Annotated in this window: 2 tRNA genes and 1 rRNA gene; all 3 read right to left on the reverse strand. The window is 54.6% G+C overall.

What is annotated here, in order from left to right:
• Positions 1-73 (reverse strand) — tRNA-Thr (locus tag RYX56_RS24900).
• A 5-nt stretch (positions 74-78) separates the two neighbouring features.
• Positions 79-154, reverse strand: a tRNA-Val gene (locus RYX56_RS24905).
• 10 nt (positions 155-164) lie between these two features.
• A 5S ribosomal RNA gene (rrf, locus tag RYX56_RS26525) occupies positions 165-240 on the reverse strand; the annotation flags it as partial.

Genomic DNA, 240 nt, shown 5'->3' on the forward strand with positions numbered 1-240 from the left:
TGCCGGCCAGAGGACTTGAACCCCCAACCTACTGATTACAAGTCAGTTGCTCTACCAATTGAGCTAGACCGGCATATATGGTGGAGGATGACGGGTTCGAACCGCCGACCCCCTGCTTGTAAGGCAGGTGCTCTCCCAGCTGAGCTAATCCTCCATAAATAAATGCCTGGCAACGTCCTACTCTCACAGGGGGAAGCCCCCAACTACCATCGGCGCAAAAGAGCTTAACGACCGTGTTCG

Source organism: Alkalihalophilus lindianensis (assembly GCF_032843265.1).
Lineage (GTDB): Bacteria > Bacillota > Bacilli > Bacillales > Bacillaceae_D > Alkalihalophilus > Alkalihalophilus lindianensis.